Genomic DNA, 20,858 nt, shown 5'->3' with positions numbered 1-20,858 from the left:
CGGTTTGCCGCCAACCATGCGCTCACCTCACACTGGCCGACAGCGCGCGCGCCAGCCGCGCCCAGCCCACGGCATCCGCCGGCAGGCCAAAGCGCACGCCGGGGCGATCGCCTTCCAGCAGGCGGGTCCAGATGCGCTGTTCGGCCAGCCGCTGATGCAGCTGGGCGGCAGGGATGGCACCCGCGTCCGGCCAGCCGCTGCGAAACAGCGCCGTGCCGGATTCCGCCAGCCCATGCCTGGTGAGCAGGGCGGCCAGTTGGGCGCTGGCGTGATGCAGGTGCTGGCGGGCCTGGGCGGGCCAGTGGGGGTCGGCCAGCGCCAGGCTGCCAATCTGCTGGGCGGCAGCGCTGACCGTCCAGGGGCCCAGCGCACAGTCCAGCGCGGCCAGCAGCTGCGGATGGCCCAGTACAAAGCCCAGACGCAGGCCGGCCAGACCAAAAAACTTGCCTACCGAACGCAGCACCACCAGGCCCGGCCAGTGGGTGCCGGCGGCGGCCACGCTGAGCTCAGGGGTGGGGTCGATGAAGGCTTCATCCACCACCAGCCAGCCGCCGTGTGCTGCCAGCTGGCGGGCGCAGTGAATCAGCAGTTCAGGCGGGTAGCAGTGGCCGGTCGGGTTGTTTGGCTGGCACACCACCAGCACGTCGTGCTGCGCGGCAGCGGCCAGCAGGGCGTGAGCGTCGGGCGGGCAGGCGCTGAGCTGATGGCCGGCGGCCTGCCAGCCCCAGCGGTGCTCGGCGTAGCTGGGCGACACCAGCGCCACCCGGCCAGGCCGGCGCAGGCGCGGCAAGGTGTGGATGGCGGCCTGGCTGCCGGCTACGGCCAGCAGGTGCGGCGCGCGGTAGTAGGCGCGGGCGGCGTCCAGCAGCGCCGGGCAGGGCGGCGGCAGATGCTGCCACAGGGCTGGGTCGAGCGTGGGCGTGGGGTAGGGCTGCGGGTTGAGCGCGGCGGAGAGATCCAGCCAGTCGTCCGGCGTGCCGCCAAAGCGGGCGATGGCGGTGTGCAGATTGCCGCCGTGCGGCGGGCGCGCTGGCCAGTCGAGCAGGGCGTTCAGCGGCATGCCCACTCCACCCCCAGCGCCAGCCCGCTCAGCACCAGCAGCCATAGCGCACAGCTGCACCATACCAGCCGCCAGGCGCGGCCAATGTCAGCCGGCTGTGCTGCTGGGCCGTCGCCCAGCGGCGGGCGGTATTCGTCCACGCCGTCGTAGCGGGCCAGCCCGCCCAGTTGCACCCCCAGCGCGCCCGCGCCAGCGGCCATCACCGGGCCGGCGTTCGGGCTGGGCCAGGCCGGTGCCTGGCTGCGCCAGCAACGCCAGGCCAGCCGGGTGTGGCCCAGCAGCGCGTAGCTGCCGGCGGTCAGCCGGGCCGGCAGGTAGTTCAGCGCGTCGTCCAGCCGGGCAGCGCAGCGGCCAAACCGGTTGAACCGCGCCGAGCGATAGCCCCACATCGCGTCCAGGGTGTTGGCCAGGCGAAACAGCAGCGCGCCGGGGCCACCGGCCACAGCAAACCAGAACAAGGTGGCAAACACCGCGTCATTGCCGTTTTCCAGCAGGGATTCCACCGCCGCCTTGGCCAGTTCGTCCGGGCTGGCCTGGTCGGTATCGCGGCTGACAATCCAGCGGGTGCGCTGGCGGGCCAGGGTCAGCTGGCCGGCGTCCAGTGCCTGGGCAATCGACAAGGTGTGCTCGCCCAGGCTGCGCAAGCCCAGCGCTGCATACAGCGTCAGCGCATGCACGGCAACGGCCAGGGCGAGCGCCAGTCCGCCATTGTCTTGCAGTGCGGCCAGGCCCAGCGCCAGCACTGCCACGGGCGGCAGCACCAGCAGTGCCCAGCCCAATGCCCCGCGCCGCACGCCGGCCCGTCCCCGGTTTATCCGCGCTTCCAGCGCCTGAGCCAGCCGGCCAAAGCCCACCAGCGGATGCCAGCGGCGCGGCTCGCCCCACCACGCATCCAGTGCCACCCCGGCCAGCAGGGCCAGTGCTAGCAGCCAGCCAGGCAGGCCGCTCAGCATGCTGGCGGCTCCTGGCAAAACAGCGCGGCGGCGCTGCGCGGGCAGGATGGAAAATAAGCATGAAAATAACTGGCCTGCAGGCTGCCCACCCGATACACCGCCTCACCAGGCTGGCCGCTGCGCAAGGCCACGGTGTGGGCGCAGGCTTGCGGGGCCAGCGCCAGCTGCGAGTAATGAAATGTATGCCCGCGCAGTGTGCCCCAGGCCTGGCTGCCCAAGCCGGCCAGCCGCGTTTGCATGCGGGCAATGCCTGGCAGCAGCCCGGCCATGCTCCATTGCTGGCCATCAGCGGTTTCAATTGCGTCGGCCAGCGCCATCATGCCGCCGCACTCGGCCCAGATTGGCAGGCCGGCGGCGTGGGCGGCACGCACGCTGGCTTGCCAGCACTGCGCCTGGCTGAGGGTGGCAGCGTGCAGTTCCGGGTAGCCGCCGGGCAGGTAGAGCGCGTTGGCTTGCGCCGGCAGCGGCTGGTTGGCCAGCGGGGAGAATTCCAGCACCTCTGCGCCCAGCGCGCGCAGGCAGTCCAGATTGGCCGGGTAAATAAACGCAAACGCTGCATCGCGGGCCACCGCCACCCGGCAGCCGGCCAGCCAGCGTGGCTGGGGTTGCGGGGCGGGAGGGGCAAACTGCACCAGCGGCAGCGCCGCCAGCGCGGCGTCGTCCAGCACCAGGCTGTCGGCCAGCGCATCCAGCCGGGCGTCAAAGTCGGCCAGTTCGTCCGGGCTGACCAGGCCCAGGTGGCGCTCGGGCAGCGATGCCGCCTGCGCTGGCAAATGCCCGAGCAAGGGAATGTCGCGCAAGGATTCGGCCACCATGGCGGCGTGGCTGGCGCTGCCCACCCGGTTGGCCAGCACCCCGGCCAACTGCACCGGGCCGTAGTCGCGCAGGCCCAGCGCCACCGCACCGGCGGTTTGCGCCATGGCTCTGGCGTCGAGTACCGCCAGCACGGGCAGGCCAAAGCGCCGGGCCAGGTCGGCAGATGACGGCGCGCCGTCGTACAGACCCATCACCGCTTCAATCAGGATTACCTCGGCCTGTTCAGCGGCTTTCGCCAGCCGGCGGCGGCATTCGTCTTCACCCACCATCCACAGGTCGAGCGTGTCCACTGCCGCGCCGCTGGCGCGCGCCAGGGTCAGCGGATCCAGAAAATCCGGCCCGGTCTTGAACACCCGCACCCGTTGGCCGCTGCGCGTCAGCCGGCGGGCCAGCGCGGCGGTCACGGTGGTTTTGCCCTGGCCGGAGGCGCAGGCAGCCACCAGCAGTACGCGTACCGGGTTTACCATTCGATGCCCGCCTGCGCGCCAATGCCGCTGGCAAATGCGTGTTTGACCAGATGCATGTCGGTGACCGTGTCGGCTTCCAGAATCAGCGCTTCCGGCGCGCCGCGCCCGGTGACAATCACATGCTGCATGGCCGGGCGCTGGCTGAGGTCGTCCAGCACCTGCTCAAGGTCAAGATAGCGGTATTTCAGGGCAATGTTCAGTTCGTCCAGCACCACCAGGCCAATGGCCGGGTCGGCCAGCAGCAGCTGCGCCTGCGCCCAGGCCTGTTCGGCGCAGGCGATATCACGGGCGCGGTCCTGGGTGTTCCAGGTGTAGCCTTCGCCCATCACGTAAAACTGCACTTCATCGGGAAAGCGCCGAAAAAACTGTTCTTCGCCGGTGGGCAAGGCCCCCTTGATAAACTGGACAATGCCCACTTTCATGCCATGCCCCAGCGCGCGCGCCACCATGCCAAACGCGCTGGAACTTTTGCCCTTGCCGTTGCCGCAGTTCACCAGCAGCAGCCCGGCCTGGCCTTGCGCCTGGGCAATCCGGGCGTCCATCAGGGCTTTTTTGCGCGCCATGCGGTCATGGTGGCGGGCATTGCGGGCGGCTTCTTCAGCAGGGGTCAGGGGGGCGGGCATTGGCAGCTCTCCGGCAAGGTGGGCAAATCAGGGTAAAAAATAGCGGCGGCCAGCGTGGCTGACCGCGCTCAGGGGATGGCCCAGGCAGGCGCTAAGCGCATCGGCGGCCAGCTCGGCCACCGGGCTGGCCTGCCACTGGCCATGTTCCAGCAGCAACAGGGCGTGGCTGGCGTGGTTCAGCGTCAGGTTGAGCTCGTGGCTGACCAGCACCACGGTGTGGCCATGGTCGCGGCAGCGTTGCGCCAGCAGCGCCATCAGCTGCGCCTGGTGGGCAATGTCCAGCGCGGCGGCAGGTTCGTCCAGCAGCAGCACCGGGGTGTCTTGCGCCAGCAGCGCGGCCATTGCCACCCGCTGGCGCTCGCCGCCAGACAGGGTGCGGATGTCGCGCTCGGCCAGGTGGGCGATATCCAGCGCCGCCAGTGCGGCGCTGGCGTGGGCGTGGTCGTCGGCGCTGTCCCAGTAGCCCTGCCGGTGCGGATGGCGGGCCATCAGGATGGCGCTGCGCACGCTGCAGGAAAAAGCATCGCGCTGGCTTTGCGGCAGATAGGCCTGACGGCGGGCGCGTTCGGCCAGCGCCAGCGTGGCCAGTGGCGCACCGCCCAGCTGCACCTGGCCGGCGTTGGCGGTGTGCAAGCCGGCCAGGGTGCGCAGCAGTGTGCTTTTACCCGCGCCATTGCGGCCAATCACCACCCAGCATTCGCCGGGGTGGGCCTGCCAGTCCAGCGCGGCCAGCAGGCAGCGCCCGCCCAGTTCCAGGTGCAGGCCCTGGCAGGCCAGGCCGGTGGCGTGGCGCGGCGTCATGACTGCCCCCGGCGCACATGGCGCAGCTGCAGCAAAAATGCCGGCACGCCAATCAGCGCGGTAATCACCCCCACCGGCAGTTGCATCGGAGCCAGCAAGGTGCGGGCGGCGGTGTCGGCCAGCACCAGCAGCAGGCCGCCGCTCAGGGCGGCGGCGGGCATCAGTACGCGGTGGTCCGGCCCCAGGGCAAAGCGGCAGGCGTGCGGCACAATCAGCCCGACAAAGCCAATACTGCCGGCGGTAGCCACGGCGCTGGCGGTCAGCGCTGCCGCTGCGGTAAACAGCAGCGTGCGCAGCCGCGCCACCGGCACGCCCAGCGTGCTGGCGGCGTCACCGTACAAGGCCAGCACATTGCAGGCGCGTGCCTGGCGCGCGCACAGCAGCAAGGCCAGTGCCAGCACCGCCACGCCAGCGCCGCGCCAGCTACTGCCTGATAAATCGCCAATCAGCCAGAACACCATGGGCCGCAAGCGGCTGTCCGGGGCAATCGCCAGCATCAGGCTGATCAAGGCATTACAGCCGGCGGAGACCATCACGCCGGTCAACAACAGCAGGGTGGCCCCGAGTGGCCCCCCGCGCAAATCCTGCCGGGCCAGGCCCAGCAATACCGCCGACACCAGCGCCGCCCCGGCCAGCGCGGCCAGGTCTACCATCCACAGCGCGCCACCCAGCAGCAGGGTCAGCAGCGCGCCCACGGCTGCGCCGCTGGAAACGCCCAGAATATACGGGTCGGCCAGCGGGTTGCGCAGCAGCGCCTGCATCAGCACGCCGGCCAGCGCCAGCGCCGCGCCGGTCAGCCAGGCGGCCAGCGCCCGCTCCAGGCGCAAACCCAGCAGGGTGCCGGCCAGTGAGTCAGGCTGGCCGTGCAGCCAGCCCCCCAGCGCCTCCCACAGCTCGGCGCTGGAAAGCGGCACCGACCCCAGCCGGCAGGCCAGCAGCAGTGCCGCCAGCGAGGCCAGCAGCAAGCCGCCCAGCAGCCACAGCGCATGCGCCGGGCTGCCGGCAGCGGGCAGGCGGGGTCGGCTCAGTGTCACGGCTGGTACACCAGGCTGACAAACACGCTGCTGCCGGCGGTGGCGTAGTCTTTGGCCTGTTCGTACTGTTTATTGCCAATATTGTTCCAGCGCGCCTGCAGCTGCCAGTCGCGGTTAAGCGCATGGCTGGCGGTGAGGTTGACCAGGCCGTAGCCGCCCAGCGGGTTGGTGTTGGTGACATTGTCGTAGCGGCGGTTGCTCAGCTGCCATTCCGCGCCCAGATCCCAGCCGGCCCATTGCTGGCTGACGCTGAACTTGGCCAGCCGGCTGGCGCGACGTGCCAGGCGCTTGCCGGTGTTGGCGTCGTGCGGGTTTTGCCAGTCCAGGTCGGCGCGCACGCGGGTGTCGGCCCACTGCTGGCCCAGGCCCAGGCTGACGCCTTCCAGCACGGCGCGGCTGACGTTGTTGGCGCAGGAATACCGGTAGCCGGGCGTGCTGCACGGGTTTTGCGACACGATCAGATCATGCACGCGGTTGCGGTAAACGGTCAGCCCGGCCTGGCTGCCGCCCTCCTGATAGCGCAGGCTGGCCTCCAGATTGCGCGAGGTTTCCGGACGAATCTGCGTCTGGCCGTAGCCGGGATAGTACAGCTCGTTGAAGGTGGGTGCGCGAAACCCGGTGCTGGCGCTCAGGCTGGCACGCCAGTGCGGGTTCAGGTCGTAGCCGTAGGTCAGCCCGCCGGTCGTCTTGTCGCCATAGGCGCTGCTGTGGTCGTGGCGCAGATTGGCCTGCAGGTGATGGGCGGCAAACTGGCCGCGATACACGGCGGTCAGCGAATCGGTATTGCGTTCGGTAGGGGCCTGGCCACTGAAGCCCGAGCTGCTGACGGTTTCTTCCAGCCGCTCCAGCGCCACGCTCAGCTGCTGCTGCGCGGCCAGGGTCAGGTCGTTTTGCCAGCTGTACTGCCGCTGCTGGGTGCGGATTTGCGACGGATACAGCGAATAGGTGGTGCTGTCGTCCAGCGTTTCGCCCACGCGCACCCGGCTGTGCCACCACGGGGTGAGCTGGTTCAGGCTGGCGAGGTTGAGCGCCGAGACACGCTGGCGGGTGCGGTCGTAGCCGGTTTTGCTGCCGTCGTATTCGCTATTCACCCGGCTGCTCAGATAGCTGGCCTGCAGTGACTGCCCCGGCTGCCACTGATAGCCCACCCGAGCCGAGGCCCCGCGTTCGGCGTAGCCGTCACGGTCGGGGTTAAACTGGCTGCTGCCGCGATTGGCGATGACGCTGAAGCCCCGGCTGCGGCCATAGTTGCCGCTGAATGCGTACTGCCAGCCCTCCTGGCCGCCACTCACCCCCAGCTGGGTGCGCACGGTTTCGTCACTGCCCGCGCCGATGGTGGCCGTCAAGCGCGCCGGCCCGGCCTCGCCCTGGCGGGTGACCACATTGATGACCCCGCCAATGGCATCTGCCCCGTACAGGCTGCTGGCTGGCCCGCGCAAGATTTCCACCCGCTCGATGCTGCCCAGCGGAATGGCGTCCAGGCTGGCCCCGCCGCTGGTGGCCGAGCCAATGCGCTGGCCGTCGATCAGCACTAGCGTCTGATTGCTGTTGGCCCCACGAATAAACACCCCGGTGCTGTTGTGGATACCGCCGTTACCGGCGATTTCCACGCCGTGCTCACGCGCCAGCAGCTGCGGCAGGGCATCCTGCCCGGCGCGGCTGAGTGTGTCGCGGTCGATCACGGTGATATCCGCCAGCGTTTCGGCGCGCGCCTGTGCGCTGCGCGCACCGGTCACCGTGATTTCAGGCAGGGATTGGGCCAGGGAAAGCGATGAGGCGCACCAGGCGCTCAGACAGAGTGCGGCCAGACGCGATGGCTGGCCAGGAAACATTAAAACCATAAAAAAACCTGCTCTTGCTGGGACATGCGACCCCGCATGTCCGGACTCACGGACAAGGCCCGCCGTCGGCCAGGGCAGGACGCGCCACGGCAGGACGCCAGTGGCGCTTCCGGCCACCGCCCACCGCAGTGCCTCACGCATGCGGCAACTTCACCGCCCTTGCTGGCCGGTATCCGGGCTGGCGCTCGTCTCCGGATTCCCTTCCCACACGCAAGGCGTGCAGTGGCGTCAATCCGGCTAGCCCTGGCCAAGTGGCCGGGCAAGCGCTTACCGTTGCGGGGGCAGCACAGTGGCCGCGCAAGGCGCGACGCTGTTTCCCGTTTCAGCCCATCGCCGCGCGGCCCGGAAGTGGGCCGCAGCAGGCGGATGGGCTGGCCCTGCGCGATCATCAAATTGCGCGCAGGCACCAGCAAGGCGGGGGAGTGTAGCACAGAGTGGCGTCAGTTCATCCCGAAGCATCGACCGGGTCAGGGCAATCGCATGAATGCCATTGCCCTAACGCCTACAAGCCATGACGCCCCAGACTGTTCACCTGCCCCTGATTTGTGTAGCGTCCCGCTTTTTGGGAGCGACTCATGGAGACAGAAGGCAAGTTGCAGCTAGCGGATGTGTTTGTCTCCATCACCGACCCTCGCCAAACCCGCAAGACACGGCACGATCTGGTCGAAGTGCTCGTGGTCGCCGTCAACGGCGTACTGGCCGGTGCCGACACCTTCGTCGAGATCGAAGCCTGGGCCAACGAGAAACTGACATGGTTTCGTCGCTATCTCAAGCTGGAACACGGCATTCCCTCTCATGACACGTTTGGGCGGCTGTTCGGGCTGATTGATCCAACAGAATTCGAGTCTGCCTTTCAACGCTGGGTTCGCAGCATACTGCCCGCTCTGGCTGCTCAGGATGTGGTGGCAATCGACGGCAAAACCAGCCGACGCTCCGGCAAGGTGGACGCCACCGCACTGCATCTGGTCAGCGCCTTTGCCGCCGGGGCCGGGCTGGTGATGGGACAAACGGCAACGGCAAAAAAATCCAATGAAAAAACCGCCATCCCGACGCTGCTCAATACCCTGGCGCTGGAAGGTTGCATCGTGACCATCGACGCGATGGGCACGCAAACCAACATTGCCCAGGCCATCCGCGACAAGAAAGCTGACTATGTTCTGGCGGTCAAGGACAACCACCCTACGCTCGCCGACTCAATGCGCGACTTCTTCACACAGTTCCAATCTGCCCCGGCGGAACAAACCCCGCACAGCTTTCATGAGCAGATAGAGAAGGATCACGGACGTATTGAACATCGTCGCTGCTACGTCTTCGACCAACTGGATTGTCTGTACAAACCAACGCAATGGCCTGATTTATATGCTTTTGTGGTGATGGATTCAGAGCGTCTGGTCAAAGGCAAAACCACCCGCGAGCAGCGCTACTACCTCACCAGTCTGGCAGCGGATGCACAACGCCTGGCGCATGCCATCAGGGCGCATTGGTCAGTTGAGAACCGCCTGCACTGGTGCATGGACGTGGTGTTTGGTGATGATCAGATGCGTGCCCGTACGGGCCATGCCGCGCACAACCTGGCGGTGCTCAAGCACATCACGCTGAATCTGATTCGGCTGGATCCGATTCCGCGCAAGGGGGGCATCAAGGTGCGCCGACTGATTGCGGCGACGTCGGATGAATACCGTGAGCAGCTTTTCGGACTTGGGCGGGCGTGAATTCATGCGATTGCCCTGGGAAGGAGGCGGGCACCAGGACTGAATGAGCCTGAAGGCGACAAGTCGCCAACGGCCTGTTTAGCGTGCGCTCTCGATGGAAGCAATCCGGGGTGCGAGTCAGTCTGGCAGGTCACGTTAGAGGCTGGGTCAAGCCGCAAAGTACTAATACGACCTCGACCCGCCAACTTCCACCCGATAGTCTCTTTCATCTTCTGGGGTGGCGCTACTCTCCATGATCGTTAGAATGGCTCAATCAGAAAATCAGACATGGTCAGGTTATGCACCCCCGTCAAGCGGATGGAAAACTCTGCAACCGAGGCAGAAGAAGACTTGTCTTGAACAACGTAAGTATTGCCATTGTATTCAAAGTAAGCCACGGATGTGCCGTACAAGCTGGTATGCACGGATTTGGCCTGATTGTACAGTGTATTAAAGGATTGGCCGGTATTGGCAATCTGTGTGAGGGTGGTGCCGACAGAGGTTTTGTAGGGGGATTGAGTATCGTCATAACCAAAACGAATTTTATCAACACCACCCTCAAAGTCTTGGATCAAAATCATGTCGTCTGCACCCTGGGCACAATTCCCCGACATGTTTTGGGTAAAATAAAACGTGTCAATGCCATTGCCACCTACCAGATTGGTTCGGCCAGAATTACCGATTTGCAATGTATCGTTACCATCGTTGCCAACCAGACGGTCTTTACCACCACCGCCAATCAGCGTGTCGTCACCCGTGCCACCCATCATGGTTTCGTCTGCTGAACGGCCAACAATATAAGAGCCGGTCGTGGTGCGCACCACGACGCGTTCAACATCCGCGTCCACGCGAGACAAGTTAAAATTGCCGCGCGTCACCACAATGGTATCAACACCGTTACCGCCATGAATAGCGGCATCAGTATAGCCCAGCAAATCATCGTAGGCGTAACCGGCTACAAAGAAACGATCATTCCCGTCGTCGCCGTAGACATAAGAATGCACGGAATTTTGCAGAAAAATTCGGTCATTTCCTGCTCCACCATAGATGACATCGTAACCATCAGAGTAAATGCGGTCATCACCATCACCACCATCAATGCTGTCCCCAGCAATCCCCATCTGGGTTGTGGCCAGACCAGGTGAAATCCCCAGGCCATCACCATAGTAATACCATGCAGTATTGTCAGTATAACCATTGTAAATGACATTGCCCGCGTAAATCACGTCGTTACCGGCTTCTCCATACAACACATCGCCACCTGCGCCACCATACAGGCGGTCATTGCCATCACCGCCATGGATGATGTCATTGCCTTCATAACCAAATACCGTATCGTTACCAGCCCCAGCGTCAATCCAGTTGCCTCCGTCGCCTGGAGTATTGCTTTTGGCACCATCCGTGCCGTATATGGCATTGTTTTTGTCGTTGCCAATGCCTGAGGAAAAGTTCACAAGTCGCCCATTAGCATCTGGCGAACTCACCCCGTAAAGATACAAAATATCGGCGTCAGGGGCCATGGTATAATATTTGCTATCAGCGCGCTCAATGATGGACATCAGAATGCTTTCATAGGTGGTGAGTTCAAAAAGTAAGTGCAACAGTCAATAGGTATCGCGACCCGACGCGGGAATGGCGATTTTTTTCAGCGTATCCTTGAGCCCCAGGCCAGCTTACTGACGAGTAGAACAGATTGTATGTATTCCGGATTAAACACCATATCATCTCCCATGACAAGCAACATCCAGGGCAATCGCATGAACGGATATCAACCCAAGTTCGCAGAACAGTTGATGGCCATTCTCATGAAATGAACACTCTGCCAGCCGCTACGGGCCTTCTTTGTCCATGATTCCGTCCAAAAAAATCACAAGTAGAGAGGGTGTGGACAGTCTCTGGCTTGTCGGTTGTGGGTAAACCCCAGTCAATCGCATGATAAAAGCATCGATGTGATTGCCCTGAAGCAACACCCCACCAAGCAATCGCATCAATGCCATTCGCTCAATCACAAGCCGCCACTACGCCATACCCTTCCTACCCACGCCCCTCTGCTCCCCACCACATCCTGACCTTGGCTAGCTCGCATGGACAGCAAAACCCTCCCCACCCCATCACCCCCCCCCGCTCGACGCCCCAGCCCCATTCTGGTAGCGTGGCGGCCATGAGATACCCTTGGCATTCCCGCTTGTCAGCCCCATTTTTCAAACGTATGCTTGAGCCCCTGCGCCAGTGTGATCAATCTGGCGCTGTTTTTCCTGTGGGAGTCGGCATGACACACGCCCGATGGCTTTACGCGCTATGGCCCCTCGCCCTGCTGGGTGGCCCGGTTCAGGCGGAGACGCTGGAAGGGGCCTGGGCGGTGGCGCTGGCGGCTAATCCGGCCTGGCAGGCCAGCCAGGCCAATACCGAATCCAGCCGCCATCTGGTGAATAGCGCCAAGGCCACCCGCTGGCCCACGCTCAGCCTGGGGGCGGTGTGGGCGCATCACCAGGAAATGCCCAAGGTGCAAACCGACCTGTCCGGGCTGTCCAGCGGGCTGGCCGGCTTGTTGCCGCCGCAGGCCATTGCCCGGCTGCCCGGCTCGTTGGCTCAGCCGGTGGCGGATGATCGGGGCTGGGCGGCCAATGCCACGGTAACGCTGCCGGTGTTTACCAGCGGCAAGATTTCTGCCGGCATCCGCGCCGCTGAAGCCGGGGTGGACGCTGCCGAAGCGGCTGAAAACCGGGCGCGGCAAGATCTCAAGCTGGCGGTGGCCGAGGCGTATCTGAATGTGCTGCGCAGCCGCGCCGCGCAGACGGTGGCCGACCAGCTGGTGGCCAGCCTGGGCGTGCATCAGCGCGATGTGGGCCAGTTTTACCGGCAGGGGCTGGTGGCGCGCAGTGATGTGCTGGCGGTGGAGGTGATGCTGGCCGACGCCCGCCAGCGGCAGATTCAGGCGCGCCATGCGCTCAGCCTGAGCCGCAGCGCATATAACCGCCTGCTGGCGCGCCCCTTGTCCACGCCGGTGGCGCTGGACGAGATAGACTGGCCGCGTCAGGCCGAGCCGCTGCCGGCGCTGCAGGACAGCGCCGCGCAACACCGGCCCGAGCTGGACGAACTGGCAGCGCAGTCGCAAGCGCTGCACGCCCAGGCACGCGGCCTGCGCGCCGAAGACGGCCCGCAAGTGGCGCTGTTTGCCGCCCACACCTATGTGCAAAACTCCTACCTGACCCGCGAGCATGTCAACTCTGCCGGGGTAATGATCCGCTGGAACCTGCTGGACGCCGGCATCCACCGCGAGCGCGCCGCCGCGCTGGCGGTAAAGGCCGATGCATTGCGCGCCCAGCGCAACGATCTGGCCAGCCAGGTGGCGTTGCAGGTGGAACAGGCGTGGTCGTTGCAAGACGAAGCCGCCGAACGCCGCGAGGTGGCGCAGGCGGCGCTGGCGCTGGCCGACGAAAACCTGACCATCCAGCGCGACCGTTACGCCAACGGCCTGGCCATCCAGACCGAAGTGCTGGACGCGCAAACCCGCCGTGCCGATGCGGCGCGCCATCTGTTTAATGCCCGTTATGACCACGCGCTGGCCCTGTTGCGGCTGAAGCGGGCCACTGGAGAATTATAAATGCCCCCCCTGACGCGCCCTGTCATCCTGGCTGCGCTGCTGGCTGCCGCGCTGGCCGGCGGTGCTTATCTGTTCTGGCGCAGCCAGCACCCGGCCCTGCCAGATGGTCTGGTGCAGGCCAATGGCCGGATTGAAGGCGATCATGTGCTGATTGCCAGCAAGTTTCCTGGCCGGCTGGCCAAGGTGCTGGTGCGCGAAGGCGATACGGTGCAGGCCGGCCAGGTGCTGGCCGAACTGGACGACAGCCAGATTCAGGCCAAGCTGGCGCAGGCTAGCGCGGCGGTGGCGGCGGTAAGCGCGCAGTTGCGGGTGGCCGAACAGCAAGTGCCGCTGGCGCTGGCCTCGGCGCGTGCCGGGCGTGAACGCGCCGCCGCCAGCGCCCAGCAGGCCGGTCGCGACGCCGAACGCTTTGACGCGCTGCTTGAACGCGGCTCGGTAGACCGCCGCCGCGCCGAGCAGATGCGCCTGGCTGCCATCAGCGCCAGCACCCAGCTGACCCAGGCTGACCAGCAGGTGCGCGAAGCCGAACTCGGCCCGCAACGGCTGGAGGCGCTGCGCGCCCAGCTGGCACAGGCGCAGGCGGCGCAAGCCGAAGCGCAATCGGTGCTGACCGACCTCACCCTGCGCGCCCCCAGCGCCGGGGTGGTGACCAGCAAGCTGAAACAGACCGGTGAAACCCTGGCTGCCGGCACGCCGCTGCTGGATCTGGTTGATCTCGACCGGCTTTACCTCAAGGTGTATGTGCCGGAAAACCTGATTGGCAAGGTGCGGCTGGGCCAGCCGGCGCAGCTGTATGTGGACGCCTGGCCAGACAGCGCATTTGCCGCCCAGGTGGCCACCGTGGCCAGCCGCGCCGAATTTACCCCCAAGGAAGTGCAAACCCCGGACGAACGGGTGAAGCTGGTGTACGCGGTCAAGCTGAATGTGGCGGACAACCGCGAGCGCAAGCTCAGCCCTGGCCTGCCTGCCGATGCGGTGATCCGCTGGAAAGACGGCGTGGCCTGGCAGAAACCGCGCTGGTAAGCCGGCCATGACGGTTTCTTCGCTGATCCGCGTCCGTGGCGTGGTCAAACGCTACGGTGCCAGTGTGGCGCTGAATGGCATGGATCTGGATGTTGCCCCCGGCGAGCTGTTTGGCCTGATTGGCCCGGATGGGGCGGGCAAATCCAGCCTGATGAAGGCGATTGCCGGGGTGCTGACCTTCGACGCCGGCAGGGTGGAAGTGTTTGGCCAGTCGCTGGACAGCGAGGCCGACGGCGAAATGGTCAAAGCCCGGCTGGGGCTGATGCCGCAGGGGCTGGGGCAAAACCTGTACGCCGATCTGTCGGTGGAAGAAAACCTGGATTTCTTCGCCCGCCTGCGCCTGGTGCCGCCCGACATTGCCGCCGCGCGCAAGGATAAACTGCTGGCGATGACCCGGCTGACCCCGTTTCGCCAGCGGCCCATGAAAAACCTGTCGGGCGGGATGAAGCAGAAACTCGGCCTGGTGTGTACGCTGATCCACGCCCCGGCGCTGGTGATTCTGGACGAACCCACCACCGGCGTGGACCCGGTATCGCGGCGGGATTTCTGGGCGATTCTGGCCGAGCTGCTGGCCGAAGAACAGATGACCGCGCTGGTGTCCACCGCCTATATGGACGAAGCCAGCCGCTTTCACCGGGTGGCGCTGATGCACGCCGGCCAGACCCTGGCGCTGGGCCGGCCCGGCGAGCTGCTGGCGCATGCGCCGGGCAGCCTGGTCAGCGTCAGCACCCCACAGCAACTGGACGCCATGGCGGCGTTGCGCCCGCAGTTTCCCCAACTGAGCGCCCTGGGCAGCCTGCTGACCGTTTATGTGGACCAAACCCAGCCCGACGAAGCCGCCGCCTGCCAGGCGGTGGCCGACTGCCTGCGCCCGGCGCTGGATCTGGCCCAGCTGCAGCTGGAAGCCAGCGAGCCCGAGCTGGAAGACGTGTTTATTGCCATGCTGCGGCTGCGCGGCCAGCGTCTGCCCGACAGCAGCGGGCTGGGCGCGGCGCAGCAGCGGCGCGGCGACCACGACCAGCCGGCGATTGAAGCCCATCAGCTGACCCGGCTGTTTGCTGAGTTTCGCGCCACCGATGCCGTCAGCTTCAAGGTGATGCCCGGCGAGATTTTTGGCTTGCTTGGTGCCAATGGCGCGGGCAAGACCACGGTGATCAAGATGCTCACCGGCATTCTGCCGCCTACCTCGGGGGTGGGCCGGGTGGCGGGCGCGGACATGCGCAGCGCCGGCCAGGCCATCAAGGAGCGCATTGGCTATATGTCGCAGGCGTTTTCCTTGTACCTGGATCTCACTGTGGTGGAAAACATCCGCCTGTACGCCGGGATTTACGGCCTGAACCGCGCCCGCACCCAGCGCCGGCTGGACTGGATTCTCGACATGGCCGGCCTGCCTGGCTTTGAAAACGCGCTGGCCGCCAGCCTGCCGATGGGCCTGCGCCAGCGGCTGGCGCTGGGCTGCGCGCTGGTACACGAACCGCAGGTGCTGTTTCTGGATGAACCCACCTCTGGCGTCGATCCACTGGGCCGCCGCCAGTTCTGGGATATTTTATTCACCCTGGCACGCCGCGATGGCGTGGCGCTGCTGGTGACCACTCATGCCATGAGCGAGGCCGAGCACTGCGACCATCTGGCGCTGATGTTTGCTGGCCGGGTGGTGGCCGATGCCAGCCCGGCGCAGATGAAGCAGGCGCTGGTGGCACAAAAAGGCCAACTGTGGGAAATCCGCTGCGCCGACCCGGCCAGCGCGCTGCTGCGGCTGCGGGCGCAGGGGCTGGACGTATCGGCCTACGGTAATCGGCTGCACCTGCTCAGCCCACTGGCCGACCCTGGCAGCGTGGTGCGCGCCCAGGTGGCGGACGCGCAGTGCCGCCGCCACCCGGTGAGCATGGAAGATGTGTTTGTCGAGCGGGTGACGGCGCTGGAAAGCACAGCGGGGCGCTGATGCGCCCCACTGACCTGACTGGCCGAAGCCATCTGGCTTTACAGGGTTTTCAGATACGCAACCAAATCCAGGCGTTCCTGATGGGTGAGCGCCGGAATCGCCTTGCCATTGGGCAGTTTGGTGGCCACGGCACCGTATTCATGGCCGCCATTGCCATTGCCCGGCGTGCGGGTGTCAAACAGCTGGCCAACATCGGTGCGAAAGCCTACCAGATTTGGGTCAAATTCGCGCGATCCCACCTTGAACTGTGCGGGTCGGCAGTCGGCCTGCGCGCTGTTCGCCGTGCAGGCCGGTTGCAGCAAGGCATACAGCGTGGGCACCGACCCATTGTGCAGATACGGCGCGGTGGCCCAGATACCGTTGAGCGGACGCGCCTTATAGGCTTGCAGCGAGTTAAACGGCGCAGCGGTGGTGTCTGGTGTGTAAGTGCCCTGCTTGATTGAGGCGCTGATTTCGTTTTCGCGATAGCCGTTGATGTAATCGTAAACACGTTCCAGCGTGGCGCGGATGCGCGATTTGTCTGGGTCGGGCGTCAGGATCACATTCATGTCGGCCTTGGTCAGCAGGCTGGCCACCGGCGCTTGCCGCTGAATCAGGATGTCACCCACGCCAGCGCTGACATACAGATTGCGCAAAATGCCGCTGTAACCGATGTAGCTGACGCTGTTGTCGGCCATGGTGCGGTCGGTTTTGACCACATCCAGCCCGGTCATTTGTGCCACCACCCGGCGCTTGGGGTCGCTGCGGTCGAGGGTGTCGTGGCAGGACATGCACTGGTTGTCGTAAAGCTTGCGGCCACGTTGTACACTGACCGGATCAGGCTTGCCCAAAATGGCCTCTGGCCACTGCGGCGATTGCAGGCTGGTCAGTTGTTGCTCCATGCCCACCAGATTGTGCACATTGACCGACGATTCATAATTGACCTTGAACGGGGCGTCTTTCTGTCCGGTCAGTGTGGTCAGCAGCGAGTTGCGGTCTTCGGCACGCCAGTCCAGTGTGCCAAACACGCCAATCACCTCACCGGCGTTGCGGCCCAGCGGCCCCAGGCCGGCGTTGCTGGCCAGGCCATTCCATTGCACATAGTCATGCTGGGCGATGTCCCACAGGAAGGGATAGCTGACCGGGGCATTGGGCGGGTTGAAAATCCGGTTGCGCAGGTGGGCTCGTTGATCCGGGGTCAGTTCCCGGCTCAGACGGGCCAGCAAGGTGTCACGGGATTGGCTGCTGAACACGCCGTCGATCTTGACCTTCAGGCGCTCATACTCGGCCTGGCCAAATTCGGTGATCAGGATGTCGCGCAGCTGATCTCCGGTCATTACATGCTCCAGCACCCGGTTGTAAATCCGGCCAAAGGCGTCCAGCCGGCCATAGTGATACTGGATGTTCGGGTTGTTGGCGCGAGTAGGCTGGTTAAAGAAAGCATAGCTTTGCAGGCGCAGGGTAAAGGCGTCCAGGTCGGTTTTGACCTCGCTGGCGTTGCGGTAGTCGCCCTTGGCCAGCACGGTCTGGATAAAGCGTTGCAGCTTGTCTTTATCCTGCTGGGTGGCAGACAGCGCCTTGCCCAGGTCGGTGATAAAGCTTTCCATGTCGGCAGCAGCGGGCGCACCATCCACGCGGATGGCTGTACCTTGATAATTCACCTGGCCGGTGTGGCAGGCGGCACAGGTCAGGCCGACGTAGTTCTTGCCTTTGTAATTATCCCGCACAAAGCCCACCGGCAGCCCATCCGGATTGCTGGAGGTGGGCTTTTGTGGCAGGTAGCGGTAGGCGTTCATATTGTCGTGATCGGCAAAGCGCTTGCCGGATTTTTCCTGTTCCAGCGCCAGAAAAAAATCATACGGGATCAAGTCCGAGCCCTGCGAGGTATTGTAAAACCACAGGCTTTGTTCCGGTTTCCAGCCTTGCTCCAGGTACACGACCTTGTCAAAACGGTCGCCCATGGCATCGGGCTGCGGCATGGTCATGCTGCCTCGATTGGGATCTTTGTCCCGGTATTGGTAGGTACGTGCCAGCCAGTTGGACACCACCACCAACACCACCAGGCCCAGCAGGAGCCATAGCCCCCATTTGATCCAGCGCTTTATCGTTGACATAGACTCCATGCAGGTCTCCAGTAAGGGATTTTGCAGCTCGGAAAGCGATGTGGGCGTTTACGCTGGTACAATCGCTTGTTCGAGAACAGTGTTTTTGGAAATGCCCCAGCAGGCTGGGTACAGATTCTTATCTGCCTGGCATCTGGCGAGACGCACAACATGCCAAGGAGCTGCAAGGTTCAAGCCTCTGACCCGATATGTCGATTACATTGACTTACGCGCTACCCCTGCTCACGGCGCATTGGATTGCTCCCCCATGAACCGACAACGCATCCTCGCCGTGGCCAGCAAGGAATGGCGCGAGATCATTCGCGACCGGCTGTTTTTTGCCCTGGCGTTTATCGTGCCGGCCTTTTTGATGCTGCTGTTTGGCTACGGCCTGTCGCTGGATGTGGACCATCTGCCGCTGGGTGTGGTGGATTACGACCGCAGCGCGCAAAGCCGCGCCTATGTCGAACGCTTCAGCGCCTCGCATTATTTCCGCTTTTATGGTCAGCTGGACAACGAACGCCAGGCGGGCGAGCTGTTGTCCACCAATCAGTTGCGGGCGGTGATCATCATTCCGCCGCAATTTGGCCGCCAGTTGCTGTCTGGCCAGCCGGCGCAGGTGCAAACCCTGCTGGACGGTACATTTCCCAGCCGGGCGCTGATTGCCAAGGGCTACATTACCGCCATCAATGCTGCGGCCAGCCTGGATAATCTGGCCAGCCAGGCCGGCCAGCTGGGGGTCACGCCGGAAGAGGCCCGTCGCGCTTTGCAGCCGGTGAAGCTGGACACCCGCTATTTGTACAACCAGAGCATTTCCAGCATCTGGGGGCTGGCACCCAAGCTGATCATGTTCATCCTGATTGCCTCGCCGCCCTTTCTCACCGCGCTGGGCGTGGTGCGTGAAAAAGAACGTGGGTCGATTTTCAATCTGTACGCGTCCAACACCAGCCGGGGCGAGTTCCTGTTGGGCAAGCTGGCACCGTATGTGGCAATTTCCACGCTGAACATCCTGATTTTATGGGCGATGGCGGTGTGGCTGTACCATGTGCCATTCAAGGGCAGCTTTGGCTTTTTCATGCTGGCCAGTGTGGTGTATGTGCTGTGCACCACCGGGATTGGTTTGCTGGTGTCGGTGCTGGTGCGCACGCAAATGGCGGCGATGATCGTCACCCTGATTGTGACCCTGGTGCCGGCCATCTTGTATTCCGGCTTTATTATTCCGATTCCGTCGCTCAAGCCATTGGCGCAGGGCATTGCCCACTTGATGCCGGCGGTGTACTACACCCGGATTGCCGTGGGGTGTTTTCTTAAGGGCGTGGGCTTGGCTGCCCTGTGGCCGGAGCTGCTGATTCTGGCCGCTTACGCTGGCGCGCTGTTCACCGCCGGCTATCTGCTGTTTACCAAAAGGCCCAGCACATGACGTGGTCGGATCTGTCTTTGGCGTGGCTGCGGCTGCGGGTGATGCTGGTCAAGGAAATGCGCCAGCTGCTGCGCGACCGGGTGTTGCTGGCGTTTATTGTTTACGCCTTCAGCGTGGATATTTTTCTGGCGGCGTCTGGGGTGAGCTTGCAACTGAACCGCGCCGCCACTGTGGTGCAGGACTTTGACCAGTCCGCCGCCTCGCGCGAGCTGATTTCCCGCTTTGTGCCGCCATATTTCCGCATCGACGGCCAGATTGCGCACGACAGCCAGGCGCAGGCGCGGCTGGACGATGGGCGCAGCATGCTGGTGTTGTCCATCCCGCCCGGCTTTCAGGCCGACCTGCAACGCGGCCTGCCCACCTCGGTGCAGCTGCAAGTGGACACCACCAACTCGGTGCTGGGTTTTCTGGCGGCCAGCTACGCCAACCTGATGGTCAGCCGCTTTGGCCTGGAACAGGCCGCCAGCCTGAACGGCGGCGGCGGCGGCACGCTGCCGGTGATTGATAACCAGATCCGGGTGTGGTTCAACCCCAACCAGCTGGACAGCTGGTTTATGGGGATTACCGAACTGCTGAATATTGTCACCGTGTTTGCCATCCTGCTGCCTGCGGCGGCCATGGTGCGGGAAAAAGAACGCGGCACGGTGGAGCAGTTGCTGGTCAGCCCCTTGTCGCCCTTCCAGATTGTGTTTCCCAAGGTGCTGGCGATGACGGTGGTGATTGTGCTGGGCAGCGCGCTGGCGCTGTTTGCCGTGCTGCACCTGGGTTTTGCCATTCCGATTCGTGGCAACCCGCTGCTGTTTTTGCTGCTGACCGCGCTGTATGTATTCACCACCGCTGGCCTGGGCCTGGCGGCTGCCACCGTGGCGCGCAATCTGGCGCAGGTGGGCATGTTGTCGATCCTGATTCTGGCACCGATGATCTTTTTATCCGGCGCGTGGACGCCGCCTGAAGCCATGCCAGCCTGGCTGCGCGCGCTGATGTATCTGTCGCCGATGCACTATTACATCGATGCTTCGTTTGGCGTGCTGCTCAAGGGCCAGGGTCTGACCGAGCTGTGGCGCTCGCTGGCCAGCATGCTGCTGATTGGGGTAACGGTGTTTGTCTGGGGGCTGCGGCGGGTGCGGATGGGCTAGGGACGCGCTGATTTATTCAGAAAAACCGTTTTTGCCAAAAACAAAACCCAGTAAAATCAACACCCTGGATTCCCGCCTTCGCGGGAATGACGATTTTTTCAGCGTATCCCTAGGCGGGCGACCAGCCAGTCAGGAATGCACGACGTGCAATGTAACTTGCTTATCCATTTTTCCAGGCAAATGCAATGACAGGTGATAACACGAGATTGTGATCTTTGCCTGGTGAACTACCACCATAAATGGCTAAACCTGGTTTATGTCACTGGCAGGTAACAGTCCGTTCGGTCAGTCATCAGCCCTAATGGATGGGCCACTGCGTTTGATTGATGCATTGATGACCTTGTGATAAAGTATTCGTTGATGTTT

General features: G+C 64.0%; 15 protein-coding genes and 1 riboswitch. Of the genes, 6 read left to right on the top strand and 9 right to left on the bottom strand.

Features of this window, described 5'->3' with window-relative positions; genetic code table 11:
- Positions 1-22: 22 nt before the first annotated feature.
- From cobD to BXU06_RS07710, 7 genes are read right to left on the bottom strand one after another with little or no spacing between them, the layout of a single operon-like run.
- On the bottom strand, positions 23-1,060 hold the full coding sequence (gene cobD, locus BXU06_RS07740) for a threonine-phosphate decarboxylase CobD (RefSeq protein WP_077298381.1): 1,038 nt from the start codon (positions 1,058-1,060) through the stop codon (positions 23-25).
- Entirely contained in the window at positions 1,051-2,013 is a 963-nt protein-coding gene (cbiB, locus tag BXU06_RS07735) for an adenosylcobinamide-phosphate synthase CbiB (protein ID WP_077298379.1), read from the bottom strand. The genes cobD and cbiB overlap by 10 nt, the downstream gene beginning before the upstream one ends.
- Positions 2,007-3,296, bottom strand: a complete 1,290-nt coding sequence (locus BXU06_RS07730; protein ID WP_077298377.1) for a cobyrinate a,c-diamide synthase — start codon at positions 3,294-3,296, stop codon at positions 2,007-2,009. Before BXU06_RS07730 ends, cbiB begins: the two co-directional genes overlap by 7 nt.
- Positions 3,290-3,919, bottom strand: coding sequence for a cob(I)yrinic acid a,c-diamide adenosyltransferase (gene cobO / locus BXU06_RS07725; protein WP_077298375.1), 630 nt, complete (start codon positions 3,917-3,919; stop codon positions 3,290-3,292). Before cobO ends, BXU06_RS07730 begins: the two co-directional genes overlap by 7 nt.
- A gap of 27 nt (positions 3,920-3,946) precedes the next feature.
- Complete coding sequence (locus tag BXU06_RS07720) at positions 3,947-4,720, bottom strand: ABC transporter ATP-binding protein (RefSeq protein ID WP_077298373.1); 774 nt, start codon at positions 4,718-4,720, stop codon at positions 3,947-3,949.
- Positions 4,717-5,754, bottom strand: a complete 1,038-nt coding sequence (locus BXU06_RS07715) for an iron ABC transporter permease (protein ID WP_253189550.1) — start codon at positions 5,752-5,754, stop codon at positions 4,717-4,719. Before BXU06_RS07715 ends, BXU06_RS07720 begins: the two co-directional genes overlap by 4 nt.
- On the bottom strand, positions 5,751-7,595 hold the full coding sequence (locus tag BXU06_RS07710; RefSeq protein WP_171982155.1) for a TonB-dependent receptor domain-containing protein: 1,845 nt from the start codon (positions 7,593-7,595) through the stop codon (positions 5,751-5,753). The genes BXU06_RS07715 and BXU06_RS07710 overlap by 4 nt, the downstream gene beginning before the upstream one ends.
- Before the next feature lie 146 nt (positions 7,596-7,741).
- Positions 7,742-7,956: riboswitch (cobalamin riboswitch) on the bottom strand.
- Between the two features lie 214 nt (positions 7,957-8,170).
- On the opposite strand from BXU06_RS07710, the gene BXU06_RS07705 reads away from it, so the two are divergent.
- Complete coding sequence (locus tag BXU06_RS07705; protein ID WP_077297545.1) at positions 8,171-9,307, top strand: ISAs1 family transposase; 1,137 nt, start codon at positions 8,171-8,173, stop codon at positions 9,305-9,307.
- A gap of 239 nt (positions 9,308-9,546) precedes the next feature.
- Here BXU06_RS07705 and BXU06_RS07700 read toward each other — a convergent pair whose 3' ends face one another.
- Positions 9,547-10,845, bottom strand: coding sequence for a calcium-binding protein (locus BXU06_RS07700; RefSeq protein ID WP_077298369.1), 1,299 nt, complete (start codon positions 10,843-10,845; stop codon positions 9,547-9,549).
- Positions 10,846-11,555: 710 nt separating this feature from the next.
- On the opposite strand from BXU06_RS07700, the gene BXU06_RS07695 reads away from it, so the two are divergent.
- Genes BXU06_RS07695 through BXU06_RS07685 form a run of 3 tightly spaced genes read left to right on the top strand, consistent with a single transcriptional unit; the run spans position 11,556 to position 15,855 of the window.
- A complete protein-coding gene (locus BXU06_RS07695; protein ID WP_171982154.1) occupies positions 11,556-12,890 on the top strand; it encodes a TolC family protein in 1,335 nt (444 codons plus the stop codon).
- A complete protein-coding gene (locus tag BXU06_RS07690; RefSeq protein ID WP_077298365.1) occupies positions 12,891-13,913 on the top strand; it encodes an HlyD family secretion protein in 1,023 nt (340 codons plus the stop codon).
- A gap of 7 nt (positions 13,914-13,920) precedes the next feature.
- Positions 13,921-15,855: an ATP-binding cassette domain-containing protein gene (locus tag BXU06_RS07685; RefSeq protein WP_077298364.1), complete on the top strand. Its 1,935-nt coding sequence runs from the start codon at positions 13,921-13,923 to the stop codon at positions 15,853-15,855.
- Positions 15,856-15,893: 38 nt separating this feature from the next.
- On the opposite strand, the gene BXU06_RS07680 is transcribed toward BXU06_RS07685, so the two are convergent.
- The gene (locus BXU06_RS07680; protein WP_216352556.1) at positions 15,894-17,948 is read right to left on the bottom strand and encodes a di-heme-cytochrome C peroxidase; all 2,055 of its coding nucleotides are present in this window, start codon (positions 17,946-17,948) and stop codon (positions 15,894-15,896) included.
- Between the two features lie 256 nt (positions 17,949-18,204).
- On the opposite strand from BXU06_RS07680, the gene BXU06_RS07675 reads away from it, so the two are divergent.
- A complete protein-coding gene (locus BXU06_RS07675; RefSeq protein WP_077298360.1) occupies positions 18,205-19,356 on the top strand; it encodes an ABC transporter permease in 1,152 nt (383 codons plus the stop codon).
- Complete coding sequence (locus BXU06_RS07670) at positions 19,353-20,492, top strand: ABC transporter permease (RefSeq protein ID WP_077298358.1); 1,140 nt, start codon at positions 19,353-19,355, stop codon at positions 20,490-20,492. The genes BXU06_RS07675 and BXU06_RS07670 overlap by 4 nt, the downstream gene beginning before the upstream one ends.
- Positions 20,493-20,858 lie beyond the last annotated feature (366 nt).

It is taken from the genome of Aquaspirillum sp. LM1, from assembly GCF_002002905.1.
GTDB lineage: Bacteria > Pseudomonadota > Gammaproteobacteria > Burkholderiales > Aquaspirillaceae > Rivihabitans.
Note: the sequence above shows the minus strand (reverse complement) of the source record. Positions and strands in the feature narration are given on the sequence as shown.

Bases quoted from the DNA above. Each gene is read 5' to 3' on its own strand.
- cobD (WP_077298381.1), bottom strand. From the start codon at position 1,060: ATGCCGCTGAACGCCCTGCTCGACTGGCCAGCGCGCCCGCCGCACGGC.
- cbiB (WP_077298379.1), bottom strand. From the start codon at position 2,013: ATGCTGAGCGGCCTGCCTGGCTGGCTGCTAGCACTGGCCCTGCTGGCC.
- BXU06_RS07730 (WP_077298377.1), bottom strand. From the start codon at position 3,296: ATGGTAAACCCGGTACGCGTACTGCTGGTGGCTGCCTGCGCCTCCGGC.
- cobO (WP_077298375.1), bottom strand. From the start codon at position 3,919: ATGCCCGCCCCCCTGACCCCTGCTGAAGAAGCCGCCCGCAATGCCCGC.
- BXU06_RS07720 (WP_077298373.1), bottom strand. From the start codon at position 4,720: ATGACGCCGCGCCACGCCACCGGCCTGGCCTGCCAGGGCCTGCACCTG.
- BXU06_RS07710 (WP_171982155.1), bottom strand. From the start codon at position 7,595: ATGGTTTTAATGTTTCCTGGCCAGCCATCGCGTCTGGCCGCACTCTGT.
- BXU06_RS07705 (WP_077297545.1), top strand. From the start codon at position 8,171: ATGGAGACAGAAGGCAAGTTGCAGCTAGCGGATGTGTTTGTCTCCATC.
- BXU06_RS07700 (WP_077298369.1), bottom strand. From the start codon at position 10,845: ATGTCCATCATTGAGCGCGCTGATAGCAAATATTATACCATGGCCCCT.
- BXU06_RS07695 (WP_171982154.1), top strand. From the start codon at position 11,556: ATGACACACGCCCGATGGCTTTACGCGCTATGGCCCCTCGCCCTGCTG.
- BXU06_RS07690 (WP_077298365.1), top strand. From the start codon at position 12,891: ATGCCCCCCCTGACGCGCCCTGTCATCCTGGCTGCGCTGCTGGCTGCC.
- BXU06_RS07685 (WP_077298364.1), top strand. From the start codon at position 13,921: ATGACGGTTTCTTCGCTGATCCGCGTCCGTGGCGTGGTCAAACGCTAC.
- BXU06_RS07680 (WP_216352556.1), bottom strand. From the start codon at position 17,948: ATGTCAACGATAAAGCGCTGGATCAAATGGGGGCTATGGCTCCTGCTG.
- BXU06_RS07675 (WP_077298360.1), top strand. From the start codon at position 18,205: ATGAACCGACAACGCATCCTCGCCGTGGCCAGCAAGGAATGGCGCGAG.
- BXU06_RS07670 (WP_077298358.1), top strand. From the start codon at position 19,353: ATGACGTGGTCGGATCTGTCTTTGGCGTGGCTGCGGCTGCGGGTGATG.